The sequence below is a fragment of the Corynebacterium pseudotuberculosis genome (genome assembly GCF_002155265.1).
Classification (GTDB): Bacteria; Actinomycetota; Actinomycetes; order Mycobacteriales; family Mycobacteriaceae; genus Corynebacterium; species Corynebacterium pseudotuberculosis.
Genome location: NZ_CP021251.1, coordinates 29,147 through 46,145 on the forward strand (window position 1 = coordinate 29,147; position 16,999 = coordinate 46,145).

At 54.2% G+C, this 16,999-nt stretch carries 15 protein-coding genes and 1 tRNA gene; 1 reads left to right on the forward strand and 15 read right to left on the reverse strand.

The window, feature by feature from the left end; genetic code table 11:
- Window positions 1-100 precede the first annotated feature (100 nt).
- From crgA to CpATCC19410_RS00195, 8 genes are all read right to left on the reverse strand, one after another.
- On the reverse strand, window positions 101-370 hold the full coding sequence (crgA, locus tag CpATCC19410_RS00160; protein WP_013240894.1) for a cell division protein CrgA: 270 nt from the start codon (window positions 368-370) through the stop codon (window positions 101-103).
- Between the two features lie 112 nt (window positions 371-482).
- The gene (pknB, locus tag CpATCC19410_RS00165; RefSeq protein WP_013240895.1) at window positions 483-2,477 is read right to left on the reverse strand and encodes a Stk1 family PASTA domain-containing Ser/Thr kinase; all 1,995 of its coding nucleotides are present in this window, start codon (window positions 2,475-2,477) and stop codon (window positions 483-485) included.
- A complete protein-coding gene (locus CpATCC19410_RS00170; RefSeq protein WP_013240896.1) occupies window positions 2,474-3,994 on the reverse strand; it encodes a serine/threonine-protein kinase in 1,521 nt (506 codons plus the stop codon). Before CpATCC19410_RS00170 ends, pknB begins: the two co-directional genes overlap by 4 nt.
- 7 nt (window positions 3,995-4,001) lie before the next feature.
- Window positions 4,002-5,462: a penicillin-binding transpeptidase domain-containing protein gene (locus CpATCC19410_RS00175; RefSeq protein WP_013240897.1), complete on the reverse strand. Its 1,461-nt coding sequence runs from the start codon at window positions 5,460-5,462 to the stop codon at window positions 4,002-4,004.
- On the reverse strand, window positions 5,459-6,832 hold the full coding sequence (locus tag CpATCC19410_RS00180) for an FtsW/RodA/SpoVE family cell cycle protein (RefSeq protein WP_013240898.1): 1,374 nt from the start codon (window positions 6,830-6,832) through the stop codon (window positions 5,459-5,461). The genes CpATCC19410_RS00175 and CpATCC19410_RS00180 overlap by 4 nt, the downstream gene beginning before the upstream one ends.
- Complete coding sequence (locus tag CpATCC19410_RS00185; protein ID WP_014400889.1) at window positions 6,833-8,344, reverse strand: PP2C family protein-serine/threonine phosphatase; 1,512 nt, start codon at window positions 8,342-8,344, stop codon at window positions 6,833-6,835.
- Window positions 8,344-8,823 carry an FHA domain-containing protein FhaB/FipA gene (locus CpATCC19410_RS00190; RefSeq protein ID WP_013240900.1) on the reverse strand — a complete coding sequence of 160 codons (480 nt, stop codon included), beginning with the start codon at window positions 8,821-8,823 and terminating at the stop codon, window positions 8,344-8,346. Before CpATCC19410_RS00190 ends, CpATCC19410_RS00185 begins: the two co-directional genes overlap by 1 nt.
- Window positions 8,824-8,899: 76 nt before the next feature.
- Window positions 8,900-9,853, reverse strand: coding sequence for an FHA domain-containing protein (locus tag CpATCC19410_RS00195; RefSeq protein ID WP_013240901.1), 954 nt, complete (start codon window positions 9,851-9,853; stop codon window positions 8,900-8,902).
- Between the two features lie 349 nt (window positions 9,854-10,202).
- Between CpATCC19410_RS00195 and CpATCC19410_RS00200 the strand changes: the two genes are divergently transcribed.
- A tRNA-Leu gene (locus tag CpATCC19410_RS00200) sits at window positions 10,203-10,286 on the forward strand.
- Window positions 10,287-10,508: 222 nt separating this feature from the next.
- Here CpATCC19410_RS00200 and CpATCC19410_RS00205 read toward each other — a convergent pair.
- The 7 genes from CpATCC19410_RS00205 to CpATCC19410_RS00235 form a co-directional block, all read right to left on the reverse strand.
- The gene (locus CpATCC19410_RS00205) at window positions 10,509-11,222 is read right to left on the reverse strand and encodes a CPBP family intramembrane glutamic endopeptidase (RefSeq protein ID WP_013240902.1); all 714 of its coding nucleotides are present in this window, start codon (window positions 11,220-11,222) and stop codon (window positions 10,509-10,511) included.
- Window positions 11,223-11,360: 138 nt separating this feature from the next.
- The gene (locus CpATCC19410_RS00210) at window positions 11,361-11,891 is read right to left on the reverse strand and encodes a DUF2812 domain-containing protein (RefSeq protein ID WP_013240903.1); all 531 of its coding nucleotides are present in this window, start codon (window positions 11,889-11,891) and stop codon (window positions 11,361-11,363) included.
- The gene (locus tag CpATCC19410_RS00215) at window positions 11,888-12,211 is read right to left on the reverse strand and encodes a PadR family transcriptional regulator (protein ID WP_013240904.1); all 324 of its coding nucleotides are present in this window, start codon (window positions 12,209-12,211) and stop codon (window positions 11,888-11,890) included. The genes CpATCC19410_RS00210 and CpATCC19410_RS00215 overlap by 4 nt, the downstream gene beginning before the upstream one ends.
- A 174-nt stretch (window positions 12,212-12,385) precedes the next feature.
- Window positions 12,386-13,384: an ABC transporter substrate-binding protein gene (locus tag CpATCC19410_RS00220; protein ID WP_013240905.1), complete on the reverse strand. Its 999-nt coding sequence runs from the start codon at window positions 13,382-13,384 to the stop codon at window positions 12,386-12,388.
- 9 nt (window positions 13,385-13,393) lie between these two features.
- Window positions 13,394-14,164 (reverse strand): ABC transporter ATP-binding protein, encoded by a 771-nt coding sequence (locus CpATCC19410_RS00225; RefSeq protein ID WP_013240906.1) that lies wholly within the window; start codon window positions 14,162-14,164, stop codon window positions 13,394-13,396.
- On the reverse strand, window positions 14,161-15,285 hold the full coding sequence (locus tag CpATCC19410_RS00230; protein WP_013240907.1) for a FecCD family ABC transporter permease: 1,125 nt from the start codon (window positions 15,283-15,285) through the stop codon (window positions 14,161-14,163). Before CpATCC19410_RS00230 ends, CpATCC19410_RS00225 begins: the two co-directional genes overlap by 4 nt.
- Before the next feature lie 70 nt (window positions 15,286-15,355).
- Window positions 15,356-16,738 carry a magnesium transporter gene (locus CpATCC19410_RS00235; protein WP_013240908.1) on the reverse strand — a complete coding sequence of 461 codons (1,383 nt, stop codon included), beginning with the start codon at window positions 16,736-16,738 and terminating at the stop codon, window positions 15,356-15,358.
- Window positions 16,739-16,999 lie beyond the last annotated feature (261 nt).

Here is a 16,999-nt window from a genome sequence, read left to right on the forward strand (position 1 = left end):
GCCACAGAGTTCTCTCTGTGGCTTCCTTTATTATTCTGCGAGACTCAATGCATAGCACCGCGTAGACGAATCCGCGGTATGACTGAAGCTAAGGGGAGAACTAGCGCCATCCCATAGTCATGAGTAGCCCCACAATAAACAGACCGAAACCGATGCCATAATTCCATGCGCCAAGGGACATCATGAAAGCGATATCTTCACCTGCGAGGTAGTTGACAATAAGCCATAGTAGACCGGCCAGAATAAGGCCGAACATGATGGTTTTGTACCACACTGGAGTGCCCGTGGAATTGATCTTCACCGGGGTGCGGTTAGAGGTAGAGCTCGACGCAAAAGGAGCGGAGCTCTGGGTGATCTTTGACTTTGGCATAATGCACCTTTGTATGTCTATATAACGTTGAAATGGCTCGCAAGCCACGTAATGCAACTAATCTATCAGCTTTGGCTGGACTTACCAGCCCTGCGCATTGGTATCGGCGATACTAGCGAGTGCCAGTAAGAGCTGAGAGGCTGAATTCATAGAGATGAATTTCTATTGGTGAATCTTTGCGTAGTGGGGTGCCGGCGGCCGGAACCTGGGAAGCGATCAAATTCTGATCGGACAAAGATACCGTGGGTACGCGTTCTCCCTGAGTGAGCTTAGAAGCAGTACCCGTCCAACCTGCAGCATTAAGCGCCCTTACGGCATCAGCAACGGTAAGCCGAGTGATGTTGGGGACGTTAAACATTTGGCCGTTGGATACCTTGACCGTGATTGTTGATCCCTTAGGCACTTCAGTTCCCTCGCCAGAGACGGCAACAACGGTACCGGCTGGTTCGGGAGCATCCACAGTACGTACATCGGGTACAAATCCCAGTGACGTGAGATTGCCTTCTGCCTGGTCCCACTTCATTCCTGTCACCACCGGAACACGAACATTTTGCACTCCAGTAGATACGGTGATGACCACCTTTGAGCCTCGGGAAACTTGCGAGCCAGCGCTTGGAGTTTGCTCTATGATTTCTCCATTAGGAACGCTATCTGAGCTTTCTTCACGAACAGTTGAATCCAACTGCAATCCGGCTTCTTCAAGAATCTTCGCTGCATCTGCGGTATTCTTGCGCGCAAGATCAGGGACCTCAGTGACTTCCTTGCCAGAAGAAACAATCACTGTAACAGTGGTGTTTTTTTGTACTGAGGAACCGCTTGTGGGGTTGGTTCTGATGACTTTCCCCCGTGGCACCTCGGGGTTAGCCTCTTCGATCACATTGACCTGGAGACCCAGCTGCTCTAGCTGGTTCACTGCATCTTGCTGAGACGTCTTTTCCAACTTGGGAATATTGACTAATGATCTATTTTTGCTGCTGTTGCTCACATAATCGTAGGCAAAAGCGCCGCCTACGCCGAGCACCAGCACTGCAAGAACCGCAAGAACCGCCTTCATTGCTTTGCTCATGCCGGATCGATCTTCTTCCGCGGCATGAGCCGGGCCAGCAAAAGCAGAGCGCTCATATCCGGCTCTTTCTGCTCGCGACGTGACCGGATCCGCTTCCGGCTGATCTAGCTGAGTGACGGGAACGATAGTGGTGGGGTTAGGCTCTTGGCTGATCAAGCTGGCAGGTGAAACGTAATGGCGAGCAGCTTCTGTCACAGCATGCCGAGCTAGACGTTCAAGATCCGCACCCATTTCCATAGCCGTTTGGTAGCGATCACCAGGGTGCTTGGCCATCGCTGTGAGGACTACGGCATCGACGTTCACCGCAGCAGTAGGGGTGAGATCGGAAACAAATTCACTGGGCTTGGCCGGGTCCTCTTGGACATGCTGATAGGCGACGGCGAAGGGTGTTTCTCCTTCAAAGGGAGGACGCCCGGTAAGGGTCTCATAAAGTACGCAGCCCAGGGCGTAGACATCGGAGCGGGCGTCGGCAAGCTTGCCTCGGGCTTGCTCAGGGGAGAGATACTGGGCGGTGCCGATCACTGCGGAGGTCTGCGTCATGGCGCTGGTGGCGTCGTCAAGCGCGCGGGCGATGCCAAAGTCCATAATTTTTACCGCGCCCGTATTAGTGATCATCACGTTTGCGGGTTTAATGTCGCGGTGAATGATCCCGGCGTCGTGGCTAAACTGCAGCGCTTGGCATACCGGAAGCAACGTTTGTGCGGCTTCTGTTGGGGAAAGTGGGCCGTCTTCTCGCACGATATCCCGGAGGGTTCGACCGTGCACCCGTTCCATCACGATGTAAGGAGTGCTGATGCCCGCTCGTTCGGTCTCGCCAGTGTCATACACCGCAACAATCGCTGGGTGATTCAGCTTGCCGGAGTTTTGGGCTTCTCTGCGAAACCGCTCGCGGAAATTCACATCGCGGGCAAGGTCTGCACGCAGCATCTTTATGGCGACTTCGCGGCCAAGGAGAGTATCGGTGGCAGAGTAGACCTCTGACATTCCACCCGTGCCGATGACCTCACCAAGCTCATAGCGGCCAGCAATCACATCGTTCATGGGGCACCTCCTTGTTCTGGGGTATTAAGAGTGTTCAATAGATCGGCGATGGGGTCAGAACCGTTTCCGCGTGTTGGAGTGGGAGACGTATTCTGATGAGTGGAAGGAACTTGCGACCTCTCGTTGAGATCTACGGTCGGCGCTGTTCGGGGATTGTCCGTGGGCGGCAGCGGAACAACAGATTCTGAGGCATCAGGAAATTCCGAAGGTTCACTGCTAATCGTAGGAGTTACCTGTGGACGCTGGATTGGCCGTGGTTCTTCCCGAATCGTAGGCGTTTCCGTGACCGTTGCGGTAATCGTCTCGGGATTGACCGAACTACTGGGCTGGTCACTTCCTCCCAACAAATCGCCAAAGATACCTTGGCTGGCAGCCCATACGCCGGCACCAAATAATGCTGCGAGGAGAACTCCCACAGCGAGACCAGTGCCTACTCCGCCAGAGCTCTTTTTCTTTTCCTCCGGCGGAATTGTTGCGGGAGCTGCGCTATAACCAGTATGAGTTCCCGTCATCTGACCAACAGAAACAGTCTGCGGAACCTCTCCAGTGGCTGGGATAACCGTGGTGGGTTGTGCCGTCTGACCTAATGCGTGGGTTGAAGCAGTAGGGGTTGGTTCGGGTGCTATCTGCTGGAGCTGTGCTGACTGAGGCTGCGGGGGACGCTGCCCCATACGGGTAGTAGACACTGCCAGGGCAAGCTCATTGCCGTCGGCATATCGATGCGCTGGATCCTTACGTAAGGCGATACCGATAAGCTCACGGGCTGGGGCGGAAACCGTAGTGGGAAGAGCGGGTGGTGCCTGGTTGATATGGGCGATAGCTACCGAGACAGAGGAATCACCTGTGAAAGGACGTCTGCCGGCGAGCATCTCATACCCCACAACGCCAAGGGAATAGACGTCTGATGCTTCAGTGACATCTTTACCCTGAGCTTGCTCCGGTGAGACGTATTGTGCAGTTCCCACTACCATGCCGGTGCGAGTCAACGGGACAGCGGCCGCCGCCTTGGCTATACCAAAATCGGTGATTTTTACTTTGCCGTTTTGGGTAATCAGGAGGTTTCCGGGCTTAATATCGCGGTGAACCATGCCCATCCTGTGAATAATGGATAGGCCATGGGCCGCCTGCTCGAGGACATCGAGGGCAAGATCCTCATCGAGGGTTCCTTTACGCGCCAACATGTCTGCGAGAGACTCACCACGCACATATTCCATGACAATGAAGCACAATGTCCGGCCAGATGGGTCGGTGAGTTCGCGATAATCAAAAGTTTGTACAACGTTTTCTGAGATGATGTTCTCGCTGGCGAGCGCCTCGTTGCGGAACCTGGAGAGGAACTCATTGTTATCAGAAAACTCAGGACGCAGGACCTTGACTGCTACCTCGCGTTGGTTACGGGTGTCGTCGGCAAGCCATACTGTAGACATGCCGCCGGTACCCACAACCCACTGGAGACGATAGTCGTCGCCGATGAGGGCCTGAAGCGCGGGATCTGGAGAAGCGTAATCAATGCTCATATCGGTCCTATCTCTGCGCGCCACGCGCTGCTTGAGCTGCTGCGATTACTGCCCGACCAATTGGGGCGGCTACCGAACCACCAGTTGCTGCCTGGCCAGCTGAACCACCGTTTTTTACCACCACGGCTACGGCAACATCGGCGTTAACAGAAGGTCCAAAGGCGATATACCACGCGTGGGGGTTGGAATTTCGAGAATCTTCACCGTGTTCAGCAGTACCCGTCTTGGAGGCGATGTCTGCGCCAGTATATCCTGCCGTATGGCGCTCAGAAAGTCTCATGAGCTGGGTTAACGTAGTGCTTACCTGAGGGCTGATCGCCTGATTGAGCTCGCGGGGTTTGGTCTCAGAAATCGTCTTTAAATCCTGTCCAACAATCTTGGAGACCAGGTAAGGTTCCATTCGCTTGCCGCCATTAGCCACTGTTGCAGCGATAACCGCATTTTGTAGGACGGACATTGCTACGTCTTTTTGGCCAATCGCAGATTGCCCGCGGGCCGCTGCAGAAGAAATATCTCCGATCGTTCCACGTGCCATACCAATCCCGAGATCGTAGGAATCCCCAACACCAAAAGCATTAGCTGCTTCCTGCAGCTTTTCGGCGCCTGTATCTATACCCATCTGTACAAAGGCGGTATTACAGGAAAACTGGAAGGCCGTAGCTAGGGTGACTTCTTTAGCGCCGGCGCATGTTTGGCCAGCGTAGTTCTCTAATGTTGCCGTAGTTCCGGGAAGCGTAATCTGAGATTGGCCAGTGAGCTTAGAATCTGGACCATACCCGGCGTTGAGGCCCGCTGCAGTTGTAATCACCTTGAACGTGGATCCTGGTGGCAGAATCTCCTGAGTTGCATGGTTAAGGAGTGGGTTTCCCGGGTTGGAATTAAGCGCTGCCCACGTGGATTCTGCAGTCGTGGGATCCACGATCGCAGCAGGATCGAAACTCGGCGTAGAGGCCATGGCGAGTACCTCACCAGTAGAAGGGCGCAGTGCTACTACGGCACCCTCATAGCCAGCGTTGGCCAGCTGATTATAAGCAACTTCTTGCACACTGGGGACTAGAGTGAGCTCTACGTTAGCGCCCTTATGCTCGTTGCCCAGGAGATCGTCCCACCACCGTGAGAATCCCAGAGAATCATCCGTGCCGTTGAGGATCCCGTTGTAGCTTGACTCCAACCCTGCGGTTCCATAGATATCGGATAGATACCCCTGTACTGGCCCATAGGCAATGGGATTGGTCACGTAGCGACGCTGGTAGTAACCATTCTCGTCTTTATAGGACTCGGCCAGTACCTGGCCGCCAGCAGAGATTTGTCCGCGAGCCTGTGACTTTGCCTCGATGAAGGCTCGCCGGTTATAAGGACTCTGTGCGTATTTTTCCTGGCTGAAACCTTGGATCCTAGTTAGGTTAACTAGGAGGACAAGAATGAGAAGAAGCGCGAAGACGCTAGTAAAACGGATTGATCGGTTCATCGTTGAGCCTCCTTGCTAACAACTGGCCTATGTCCAACAGAAGACCCACCTTGAGCAGTAGCTCCTGCGACATCAGACTGTCCGGAGTGTGCCGAGTGAGAGATCCGCAGGATCAACCCAAGAAGGATGTAGTTAGCCATGAGGCTGGAGCCGCCTTGGGACATAAAAGGTGTGGTCAAACCAGTCATTGGCATGAGGGCTGTAATGCCGGCGGTCACCACAAATACTTGAATAGCAATGGTGAGGGAAAGTCCAGAGGCAACGAGCTTTCCGTAGGAATCACGTGCGCGTAATGCCGTACGGAAACCACGGGTAACAAAGATGGCAAAAAGAACCAGAATAGCTGCCAGGCCTACGAGGCCGATTTCCTCGCCGAGAACGGCAAGTATGAAGTCGGATTCTGCGACCGGAATGAGCTCTGGATGGCCTTGTCCGAGACCTGAACCGGCAACGCCGCCCGAGGAAAGTCCGAACAATGATTGAGAGAGCTGATATCCCGTGCCATTGAAGTTGGCTAGGGGATCCATAAAATTGTTTACTCGGGATTGGATCTTGGAAGAGATCTGGTACAACGTAGTACCGCCGATGACCACCAGCATGGCGCCGATGAGTAGCCATGAGACGCGGTTGGTGGCTAGGTAGAGCATGCCCAATACTGTGCTGAACAGCAGGAGTGCTGGGCCAAAGTCATTCTCACCGGCCATCACCAGAATGGCAAAGAACCAGACAGCCAAGATAGGACCGAGGTCCCGCAGCCGAGGGAATTCGAGGCCTAAGAGGCGGTATCCCGCCACATTAAAAAGCGCTCGCTTGTTCACTAATAATTGGGCGAAGAAAAGCAACAGCAGAATCTTGGAAAATTCTCCTGGCTGAACAGAGAAGGGGCCAATGGAGATCCAAATATTAGCGTCGGCGTTCATCTTGGTGGGCCATACGAGTGGCAGTGCAAGAAGCACAAGCCCAAGCAAACCCAAGATATATGAATACCGAGAGAGTATTCGGTGATTACGGATCACAGTGAGTACTACGATCATCAAAATGATAGCCACGAGCGTCCATATAACCTGCCGGCCAGCTAGCGATTTACCAGTGGCCAAGTCGAGTCTATAGACGGTAACTAACCCCAGCCCGTTAAGCACACTGGCCACGGGAAGCATGAGCTGGTCTGCATTGGGTGCTGTGAAGCAAATGGCCAGATGCGCAATGGTGAATACTCCGATGAACCCACCGATCACCCACAGCGTTTCCGTGGTTACCTTGAGACCCTGCGCCATGTTCAGGTTGATCAGGGTGACTCCGATGAGAACAGTGGCCAGGACAAGCAAGCCAAATTCGATGCGTCGTGAGGCAAGGCGTTGAGCAAAAGACATTTACTTCACCTCTCTACAAGTCACTCCGGGAGTGGAGAGATCACCCGGCTCCGGCTTTTTGCTTGGCGACGCCCCCTCCTGCTCCTGAGGAGCAGCGGGGTTTGCTTCCGCTTGAGGGGGTGCACCATTAGGTGCTTGGTCTTCGGGCTTCTTCTCGTCCGGTTTAGTCACAGCCTCGCGGGTGACGCATACCGGCAGCAGCTGATTGGCTAACTGCTGCACTTGCTGCTGTACGTCGTTGTAGTTGCCTTCCGGCAGGCTAGCGACGGAACTACGTGCAGACTCGGTGAGGTCTTTGAGCCGGAAGCGGTGGCAAGTATCGTGAGAATTCTCAGGAATAAGGGAGAGATCGCCACTGGAATTCAGGCAGGCATATTGGTAAGTGGAATGTAGTGGCTTACCAAAGAATTCAAGATCCACGCCGCGTTCAATCACGATCGCGTTTTCTAGACCTTCTTCATTGGCAGTGGTCACGTAATAATTGTTATCTACCATGGTTTTTGCCCACCAGCCACCGGCTATGGCTGCAGCAATCACAAGAAGTGTGATGATGCCCGCCCAAAATTTACCGCGTCCGCTTTTCTTCTCACCATCGGTGGGGGGCTCGTTAGTGTTGACGGCATTAGCCTGATCTGCTGTAACCGTGTGTGCATCGCGCGCCGGGATAGTCTGTGGCTGGCGTGCCGCCATCACTATGGCAGCCCGACCCGCTGAGGTATCGGGACGGGGATCCTCTGGTTGTTCTCCGTTCAATGCCCCTGCTGTTACGGGGACTACAGGGAGCTCTTGGTCGTCACTGGGGCCTTCCACGATGTCAGCGACCACTACGGTGACGTTATCCGGGCCACCAGAACGCAGCGCTAGGTCCACGAGCTTGCGGGCCACCTCGGCGGGAGTCCCTTGGGCAATAGCAGTTTCTATGGTCGAGTGCGTTACTGGGTCAGAGAGTCCGTCGGAACATAGCAACAGCCGATCGCCAGCACGGGCTTCTAGCATGGTGAGCGTAGGCTCAACGGGGCGGCCAGTGTAGGCCTTCAAAATCATAGAACGCTGCGGATGCGTGGAGACGTCTTCAGGGGAGAGCTCGCCTTTATCTACTAGTGACTGCACATAGGTGTCATCCACAGTGATTTGTTCAAGTTCGCCATCGCGATAGCGGTAGCCGCGGGAATCGCCAACGTGGCACATTGCCAGGTCGGTGCCGTTGAACATGATTGCGGTGAGCGTGGTGCCCATGCCGTTGGTGGCCGGTTCATCCCGCACGCCCTGCGCGATCGCCCGGTTAGCGTCGTCGGCGCCCGATGCAAGCAGCGCGAGCATATCGTTGTCGTCGGGGCTGGCGTCGAGCGGCATGAGGTGCTTGATCATCAGCTGCGATGCCACCTCACCCGCTGCGTGACCGCCCATGCCGTCGGCAAGCGCAATGAGGTGAGGACCCGCGTATGCAGAGTCCTCGTTATTCCCGCGCACGAGGCCTCTATCGGAGGCCACCGCATAATTAAGTCTGAGCATTAAGCAGCCAACCTCACCGTTGTACGCCCGATTTTAATGTCACTACCAGTGCTAATTTTTTCTGGTTGGTCAATGCGATAACCGCCCACAAACGTTCCGTTGCGGGAGTCTAGATCCTCCACAAACCACTCGTTGCCGCGCTTTATCAAACGCGCATGGCGTGCCGACGCATAATCGTCGCCGACAACAAACGTGCACTCTTTGGCTCGGCCCAATGTAATCTCATCCAATGAGCCCAAATCCAGACGTGAGCCCATCAATGGGCCCTCAACAATCACGATCTGGCGCGGTGTGCCGCCTCGCTTTGCTGGCTTGCTTACGTTCATCGCGCCGGGAATGGCCGGCGCAGCTACGGGGGCTCCGCTTGACTGTGATGCCGTCTTGGCATCTTTACGTTGGATCCACAGCGCAAGCAGGATCAGCAGCCATAAGAGCACCAGTAGAGCGATGCGCAAGCTGAAAACAATAACGGATTCCACGAGGAGCTCCTTATAAACCTAGCTTTTGTCCTGTGAGCAATGCGTAGGCCGTTAGTAACGGCCGGAGTGGGGGAGGTTAATAGTACGTGGGATGAACAATACGGACTTCAATGTGGGAATGTCCTACGGTGATCACGTCGCCGTCTTCAAGCAGCCAGTTATCAATAGGGGTGTCATTGACAGTTGTGCCATTTGTGGATTTCAAATCCGTAAGGATGGCATCGTGTCCATTCCACGTAATTTCTGCGTGTTGCCGGGATACGCCGGTATCAGGAAGACGGAAATCTGCGTCGTTGCTGCGTCCGATAATGTTGGAACCTTCATGGACTAGATAGGTCCGAGAAGAACCATCCTGCAACAATAAGCTGACCGTTGGGGTAGTCGGTGCTGCCGGAGGAACTGGAACCTCCGTGTGGATAGCCTCGGGGGCCTGCGCCGTAAGATACTCGGTGCGGGGCTCTTGGGGGAACTGCGGCGACTGATAGTGCTGCACGACGTCCTCGCTTTCATCGTCCTGGAAAGAATCGGAATCCCACTGCGATCCCTTGGGATCCGTATTGTCTGCGTCCTCTATATCTTCTATATCGTCTGCATCAACGGAATCGGGTGCGGCATAATCAATTCCTTGGAAGCCGCTATAGCCAGTGGGAGTTGGATCAACACTTGAAAAGGCGCGTAACTGGCCTGTACGTAAACCTGACTCAATGGCAATGGTTACTACAACAGGGCCCACGCATGTCCAGCCTTGATTACGGTTGTAGCGGCTCATTTGATCTGCGAAATCATCAGCGAGTGAAGGATAACGCTGTGAAAGATTGGCCAGATCCTTAGGGCTTACACCAATATGAAAAACATTTGGCGCCTCGACGTCACCCTCATATGTACGGACTAGATTATCCTGGGCCTCCTGCTTGAGAAGCTCCTCGATCTCTGCAGGAACTACTTTGCCGCCAAAGACGAAGGCGAAGCCATTGTCCAGGCCGCGCTGCATGGCGCTATCCAGCCTGGCCATCTTGTCCATTAAAGACATTGAGTCATCGCCTCCTTAAAATGCATAGTCCTTACGTACTTACTCGCTACTCGTGACCTCAACACCCACTTTGCAGCAGTCCTTGGCTGAACACCTTGGGCCGGCTTCCGGCTAGTAGAAGAAAGAACTTCTGAGCGTAGCCTTGGCATTTGCGTGTGAAAAGCTGAGATCATATACCTACGGGCATGCGATGTAACCAAGTATAGGGGGCAAAGGGGTGCTTACCCTAGCCGTGTACCAAGGAAATATCCATGTATAGCACGTAAAATGCATTAAAGACGTGCCTGTTTGTCACTAACAGGCAATTTTGTGATACGTTTGACCGGTCGCAATTATTGCTTCACCACCTGCCCAGGTGGCGGAATTGGCAGACGCGCTGGCTTCAGGTGCCAGTGTTCGCAAGGACGTGGGGGTTCAAGTCCCCCCCTGGGCACAAAGAGCGGTTTTGAATCGCTGAGGCCGGAGGTCGCACACTCTTGTGGGGTGTGGGGGCTCCGGTTTTTTCGTGTTCCCAAAAACGACAATACTAAGACGCATTAGCTGATCTGTAGCGTTGTCGCATAGATTATGCGTGCGAGTTTTCAGGGCACATCACATCAGCGAGATCGCGTAGAAAACCCTGCGGGGCAACTGTGAATTGATATCCCACCCTGATTTACGCGCTTAGCGCAATGATTGTCACCAGAGCGTTGTTGGCTGCGTGGACGATAAGGGGTGCCCACATCGTGGAAAACCACAGTCTGGCGAGCCCCAGAGAGATCCCTAAGAAAAACACGTACGCCATTATCGCGGGTGAGACGTGAGCCAGAGTGAATGCCAGAATCACGAGAAAAGACGCAAACTGTATTGGCATTTTGGTGGCTAGCCAGTCAAGGAGGACGCGTCGGAAGATTACTTCTTCAAAGAAAGGGACAATGAGGATGGTTCCTGCGAGTAAGGCGATGGACGCAATTGGGCCTAGGTGGAACCCTGCTGCAGCGTTATCAGCTTCCTTAGACGATAATCCCATTGAAGTTCCGACGATCATTGCTCCAATGCTGCCGATCGTGACAGTCAATGGGAACCACCACATAAGGTGCCAGAGCGATCTGCTTGAAGATATAAAACCGAGTTCTCGTCGTCCCCAGTGGCATCGTTGTATGAAGCCTAGATAGAAAAGCGCAATGCCTAGCAGCGATGCTCCGAGCATGCCGCCGACCACAATAAAGTCGGTTACTGGTGCCTGGATTTTCTTAGCCAAAAAACCGGCGGCAAATCCTCCAGATACGGCACCAATCACCATGCTGATAAGTAAGACTGTTGCCCATAGTAAATGCGTAATGCGAGGAGGCGGTGAGATTCCGGCGTATCGGTTTTGTGTTTGGCTCATGCATTTTCCTTCTATGTCAAAGACTTTATGTTGTTTGGGCATGCGTTCAGGGGAACCTTGGGAGCGAGGGTAACTCTACGGAATTACCGTTGACGTTGGAGTGGGAAACGTCGAGATGTATCCAGAGGGGTCCCCGCCTCAAGCAAGCGATTGCGGTGCGGGGAGCCTGAATCGGTGCCAACAGTAACCCAGAAGCGGCATCACGGTGTACACCACAGGGGCGAGCGTTATCACCAGCACCAGGGGAGCGACCCAAGAAGGTAGCTGGACGTAGGTGATGATAAAAACAGCTGCGATGAAGACTGCCAGGGCTGTTGCGCTGTAACGGGAGAAAATCTTTATCTGGCGGGTGAATTCTTCACGCTTGGATTCGATGCTGGTGTGAGCCGGAGTAGTTCCAGGCGGTGCTTTGAAGACGTGAATGTTGCTCGCGCTTAGGACATGCGTCCATCCGGCTGCGGCGAAAATATCATAGAAATCTTGGTGTGGGTTGTGTTCGTAGACAAGGTCAAAGATCGCGTGCTCGGGTTCTCCGTCTTTAAAGGTCCATCCGTGTCCGGCAAGGCCGACTCCTGAGAGGTGTTTTCCTTTGGCTGCCATGCGGGAAAACAGTTCAAGATCCTTGTTGGGGGAGAAAGCGAGTCCGCTTCCTATTCGGATTGTGTTCATGATGTCTCCAGAATTGAGTCGACCATGGTGATGAGTTGGCGGCGGCGTTCGAGATTGTCTGTGAGAACCTCGTGCCCGTGGGGGGTGATGTGGTAAATGCGGCGGTTCTCGTCGGTATCTACCTCAGTGATCAGATTGGCTGCGGTGAGTTTTTTCAGCGTGGTGTACAACGAGGCTGGGCCGATGTCGATATGTCCGTGGCTTGCGTCGTGAAGAAACTGCATTACTGCGTAGCCATGGCGAGGTTCGATGAGGGCTAAGAGGATATGAACGGCGGCGTCGCTGAGATTGCCGTTATCAAATCCTGAACTGCGGGCCATACTGCCTCCTTTCTTCGTTTCGAGTATATCGTTAAATAATATATATCATTAAATGATATTGCTGTCTATGGGAAAGCTCCCCCGTTAAGTTCGAGGGAGCTGGCTGGCCCAGCGGAAGTGTGGTTCTTAAAACGACACAGTAGGGGCTGTTAGGGGACTATTGCGCGTGATGACCTATTTAACCGCGCCGGGGTAGAGCTGGCTGGCGATGTGCTTCACGGCTTTAATGTTTCCTTGTGTTCCGGGGAACATATCGGACGTGGAGACTGAGATAATGCGGTTTTCCCGGACTGCCGGCATGTCGGGGAACGTCTTGGTTAAGTAATCGCGTGTGGATTGTTCATGGTCTGCGTCATAGGCCGCAAAGACGATGGCCTCGGGGTTCTCGGCTGCAAGTGCCTCGGGGGTTAACGTTGAGGCGAAGAACTCGGAGAAGTTCTTCTGGTCTGGGGTGAAAACGTTGTCTGCTCCGGCGCGCTTGAGGATGTCATATTCGATCCCAGCGCCGATGGCTTGCAAGGTGTCGCCTTCCCTGTAGATCTGCGCGACGCGTAGTTTCTTTTGATCTTTAAGCGCATTTTCTACGCCTTCGAGCTCGGCTTTGTCTTTATCAATCATCTTCTGAGCCTCTTCTTGCACCCCAAAGATGGTTCCTAGGTTGGCGAGGTCAGTGAAGAGGTCAGAAACCTCACCTGTCATGCGCCGGTCTTCGCAGCCGCCAGTGGCAACATAGGCGGCGGCGCCAGCTTCTTTGAGCTGCTCTATGCTGGCAAACCCCTGTTTGGCGGAGAACTCATAGGTGGTGGGGGAGTAAACAAAGTCCGGTTTAACCGCAAGGAGTTCCTCGCGGCTCGGGGGCATCACGCCGCCAATGGTGGGGATGTTTTTTGCCTTATCCACAACGTCATCAGGCAAGGCCTGTGCTTTCGCTTGAGCCTGTCCAACGATCTTATCCTTCAGTCCTAGGCGGATCAGCAGCTCTGTTTGTGCTGGATGCATGCCTACGAGGGCCTCGGGTGCTTTATCAAAGCTGAGTTCCCGACCACAGTTGGATATGGTCACGGCCTTGGCTGTTGAGCTGGTGGATGTTTCTGGTGCTGTTACGGAAGAGCCACAAGCCGTGAGTAGTAGTGCTGTGGAGGTTATAACGGTGAGGGATTGAGAGATACGCATTAAATATCCTTAAAGGCTGGAGGAAAGGGGAGTAAACGCGAGAACAGGATCGACTGGACCTGGGAGTAGGTGGGCGTTGATGGCAAAAGTCTCGCGGATGAGTTCTGGTGTGAGAACTTGTGAAGGAGTGCCCATGGCCACCACTGATCCCTGTTTGAGGAGGAGTACCCGGTCGCAATAGTGCATTGCAAGATTTAGATCGTGCAGTGCTGCGATGACCGTGCCACCGTGATAAGCCACGGTGGACATGAGCTCATGTTGGTGGCTGATGTCGAGGTGATTGCTGGGTTCGTCGAGAAGCAAAGCCGGGGTGCGCTGGGCAAGCGCGCGGGCAAGTAGCACCCGTTGTCGCTGGCCGCCGGACAGCGTAAAGACCATGCGGTCCGCGAGTTCTACGACGTCGGTGGCGTGCATCGCCTCCTCCACGATGCGGACGTCCTTATCGGTGTCTCGGCCCAGAATCGAATGATGCGGGGCGCGCCCCAACATCACTGTCTCCTCAACGGTTAAATCGAAATCGGTGGGAGAATCCTGCAGCATGACCGCCACGCGCCGGGCAACCTCGCGATGAGAAAGCGCGCGAACATCCTCACCTCCTAGTCGTACGGTTCCTGACGCGGGGTTAAGGCCGCGGTACACGGTGCGAAGAAGCGTGGACTTGCCTGAGCCGTTTGGCCCCACCAGCCCGAGGATCTGACCAGATTCCACTGAAGCGCTGACTCGATCAACGACAGTCCGGCCGGATAATTCCACGCTCACGCAATCAAATTCGATGTTCATCGGCCATACCCCGCCTTCTCTGCGCCACCCTGGCGCATAAGCCACAGGAAGAAGGGCGCACCAACAAAAGCGGTGAGGATGCCCAGCGGAATCTCCGTAGGGTGCGCGATTGTGCGGGCTAGTAGATCTGCTGCCATAAGAAACGCCATGCCACCCAGTACCGTTACCGGAATCATTCGGCGGTGATCTGCTCCCACCGCGATGCGCGCGATATGGGGAACAACAAGACCCACAAATCCGATGCCACCGGCAACAGCCACCACGGTCCCAGTGAGGACCGACGCTATGACCAAAAGGAGTGCGCGAAGTTTCGTCGCATTCACTCCTAAGGACATGGCAGATTCATCGCCAGTCATAAGTACATTGAGATGCCTTGCCAGCATGTAGGTCACCACGAGTGAAACAAGAAGCGCGACCAACGGTGCCACCACACTGCTTAACGACGCCGCCGACACCGATCCCAACAGGAAGAACATCACGCTCACCACGTTTTGTGCGCTGGTGGAAATGGTGAGGTAGCTTGTTATAGCGCTCAGCAATGTGCCCAAAGCGACGCCCGCCAGGATCATGCGAGTGGGAGAAAGTGTGCCATCTTTCCTTGCCAGGAGTGAGACTGCGATGCATGCGCACAGAGCGCCTAGGAATGCGGCGATGTTTAAGGGGAGGCCGCCAAGAGCTGCTGAACCAAGAACGATCACCAGCACGGCCCCTACGCTTGCTCCGGAGGAGACTCCGAGGATATAAGGCTCTGCCAATGGATTGCGCACGGTAACCTGCATTAATGCCCCTGCTAGCGCTAGTCCTGCTCCCGCGACCCCTGCTAGTAGTGTGCGGGGAAGTCGAAATTGCCATACGGCCTGATCTTGCAGGGTGCTAAGGCTGCCATCGCTCATCCAGGGCATATTGGGAATGAGATGCCCTGTCACTATTTGTGCAGCCTCTAAAAGGCTGACGTCAACGGTTCCGGTTGCTCCGGAAACGATAAGAAGAATGAGGATGGCAACGGTTAGGACGGCGCAGATGAGTCGTGTCTTGGCTGTTTGGCGTCGGCGGGTGGTGAGTTGCTTACTGGCACCCGCCGTTTTGCCGCTGAGCTGTTTAATCGCATTGTGGTGGGGCACCTGGACAATATTAAACGGTAATGAATGTCATTTCTAATACTTTTGACGCGCGTTGCTAGCGGTGGCGGGGTTAATTTCCCAGAATGATGAGCCGAGCAACAGTGAAATAGATGACGAGCCCTGTGCCGTCCACAATCGTAGAAATCATAGGACCAGATACCACCGCGGGATCTGCGCCAAACCTTTTGAGTAGGAGCGGAAGGAAGGAAGCGATCAGGGATGACCACAGGCAAATACACACCAGAGCTATGGCGACTGTCAGGATAACCGGTTGGACCACCCCTAAAGACCAAGCACGAATCGCTCCTAGTAGACCCATGGCCAATCCCAGTAGTAAGCCGGCACCTAATTCTTTAGGCAGTACGCGGCCCATGTCGTGGAGTCTTAAACTCTCAGTGCTCATTGCCCTAATGAGGGTGGTTGTGATTTGGGTGCCTATGTTTCCGCCGGTGCCAATCAGCAGAGGGATGAAAAACGCCAGTGCAACCACTGCTTCTAATTCATCCTGAAAATGGCGCAAGACAGTTCCTGTGTACATCTCGGCCAAGAACAATAGCGCCAACCAGACTATTCGGACCCGCCACAGTTGTTTTATTGAAGCTTGCCGGTATGAGACCTCGAGTGGCGAGGCACCTCCCTGGAGGGCATTATCTTCTCGCAATTCCGACTCGTGAATGCGCGTGATGGAGTTTCGGGTGATTACCCCAAGGACATGGTCGGCATCCAGAACGGGGACTGTACCTGTGGGGGAGCGGTGAGCCAATTCTGTTGCCTGCTCTTGGTCGCTGAGCGGCTTAGTTGACCATGTTCTTACCGTGGCGGCATCGACCATGACGTCCTCGACCGGTGTCCGATCTGGAGAGGTAATGAGAGTTGCTGGTGCGAGCCATCCCACCAAGTGCATGTCTGAATCTACGATAAAGATGCCTTCGTTGAATGTAGAAGGGGCTTGACGACACGCCTCTGCAGCCGTTCCTACACTGGAATGCACTGGGATTTTGATTGCTTCCGGACGCATCCAGGCGCCTGCGCATTCTGCGGGCCAGGAAAGCACACGTGAGAGTACAGCTGAGGTGGCCACGGGTAATGCTGATAGAAGATCGTCGACGAATTCTTCGGAATCCATAGCCAGCCGCCGTAATGTTTGTGCGGCAACATCGGTATCAAGCGTAACCACGAGCTCCGCACATTCTCGTGGTGATAAAGCATGTAGGACGCGAGCGGTTGCTTCGGGCCCAAAGACTGTAAGCAGAGTCCGGGCGTTCTCTGGCGTTAGGGTGGTGGCCAGTGTATATAGATCGTCCGTGGAAAGGTCTGTGATCAGCGTGGTCACCGTGCTGTGCGGCATGGCTGCAAACCATTGGGCGGCAGCTTCTGGCGTGTGTGAACGCAGAACTTCCACCATTGTGGCATCTGCCGATGGTGTAGTTGGTGAAAGATTGGCCTGATGCATCATGATCTCCCTTGTGCGGGGTAGAGCAGATTCATCGATGGTACAAAGTGCGGGTTTTCCCTAGACGTAAGGTGAATCGACGGGCGCGTGATTGTGCTCGGTCATCGTCTTTTTGTTCAGGAACCGGACTCGCACTGACGTCCATCGATGTCACCTCCTCATGTAACTGACGGCTTAAAATTTAAGGTCTTTAAAAGATTATTTTAATACAAATAAATATTTCCGCCTCTGTCAATGTTCGATGTATTACATTTGCGGATG

Excerpts from the sequence above, each read along its gene's own strand:
- crgA (WP_013240894.1), bottom strand. The coding sequence starts at position 370 with ATGCCAAAGTCAAAGATCACCCAGAGCTCCGCTCCTTTTGCGTCGAGC.
- pknB (WP_013240895.1), bottom strand. The coding sequence starts at position 2,477 with ATGAACGATGTGATTGCTGGCCGCTATGAGCTTGGTGAGGTCATCGGC.
- CpATCC19410_RS00170 (WP_013240896.1), bottom strand. The coding sequence starts at position 3,994 with ATGAGCATTGATTACGCTTCTCCAGATCCCGCGCTTCAGGCCCTCATC.
- CpATCC19410_RS00175 (WP_013240897.1), bottom strand. The coding sequence starts at position 5,462 with ATGAACCGATCAATCCGTTTTACTAGCGTCTTCGCGCTTCTTCTCATT.
- CpATCC19410_RS00180 (WP_013240898.1), bottom strand. The coding sequence starts at position 6,832 with ATGTCTTTTGCTCAACGCCTTGCCTCACGACGCATCGAATTTGGCTTG.
- CpATCC19410_RS00185 (WP_014400889.1), bottom strand. The coding sequence starts at position 8,344 with ATGCTCAGACTTAATTATGCGGTGGCCTCCGATAGAGGCCTCGTGCGC.
- CpATCC19410_RS00195 (WP_013240901.1), bottom strand. The coding sequence starts at position 9,853 with ATGTCTTTAATGGACAAGATGGCCAGGCTGGATAGCGCCATGCAGCGC.
- CpATCC19410_RS00205 (WP_013240902.1), bottom strand. The coding sequence starts at position 11,222 with ATGAGCCAAACACAAAACCGATACGCCGGAATCTCACCGCCTCCTCGC.
- CpATCC19410_RS00210 (WP_013240903.1), bottom strand. The coding sequence starts at position 11,891 with ATGAACACAATCCGAATAGGAAGCGGACTCGCTTTCTCCCCCAACAAG.
- CpATCC19410_RS00215 (WP_013240904.1), bottom strand. The coding sequence starts at position 12,211 with ATGGCCCGCAGTTCAGGATTTGATAACGGCAATCTCAGCGACGCCGCC.
- CpATCC19410_RS00220 (WP_013240905.1), bottom strand. The coding sequence starts at position 13,384 with ATGCGTATCTCTCAATCCCTCACCGTTATAACCTCCACAGCACTACTA.
- CpATCC19410_RS00225 (WP_013240906.1), bottom strand. The coding sequence starts at position 14,164 with ATGAACATCGAATTTGATTGCGTGAGCGTGGAATTATCCGGCCGGACT.
- CpATCC19410_RS00235 (WP_013240908.1), bottom strand. The coding sequence starts at position 16,738 with ATGCATCAGGCCAATCTTTCACCAACTACACCATCGGCAGATGCCACA.